The organism is Escherichia sp. MOD1-EC7011 (assembly GCF_002965005.1).
Taxonomy (GTDB): domain Bacteria; phylum Pseudomonadota; class Gammaproteobacteria; order Enterobacterales; family Enterobacteriaceae; genus Escherichia; species Escherichia ruysiae.
The window spans coordinates 1-291 of the sequence record NZ_PTRD01000063.1; the positions used below are offsets into that span (position 1 = coordinate 1).

Below are 291 nucleotides of genomic sequence, written 5' to 3' on the forward strand. Positions count from 1 at the left end.
CGGGTCAATCCAGTTCACCTCAACGGCATTATGGCGGTCCTTCAGGGCGCTGAAGCTGTAGCGGAACGGCGCGCCATCATCCGGCATCACCACATTACTGCGGTTATAGGTCCACACCTTATCCGACGGTCGGTCCTGCACGAACGTCAGCGTCTGCCCGTTCCATACCGGCATACAGCGCATCGCCGAGCAGAAATCACTGAGCACATCCCACGCCTTGCGCTGTGTGGTCAGGTACGCATTACAGGTGATGCGCGGCTCCGTGCCGCCAAAGCCGTCCGGCACTGACTG

At 60.5% G+C, this 291-nt stretch carries 1 protein-coding gene; it reads right to left on the minus strand.

The features are described 5' to 3' along the window. Positions 1-291: phage tail protein (locus A7098_RS22705; protein WP_032236188.1), on the minus strand; the 291-nt coding region annotated here is incomplete at both ends.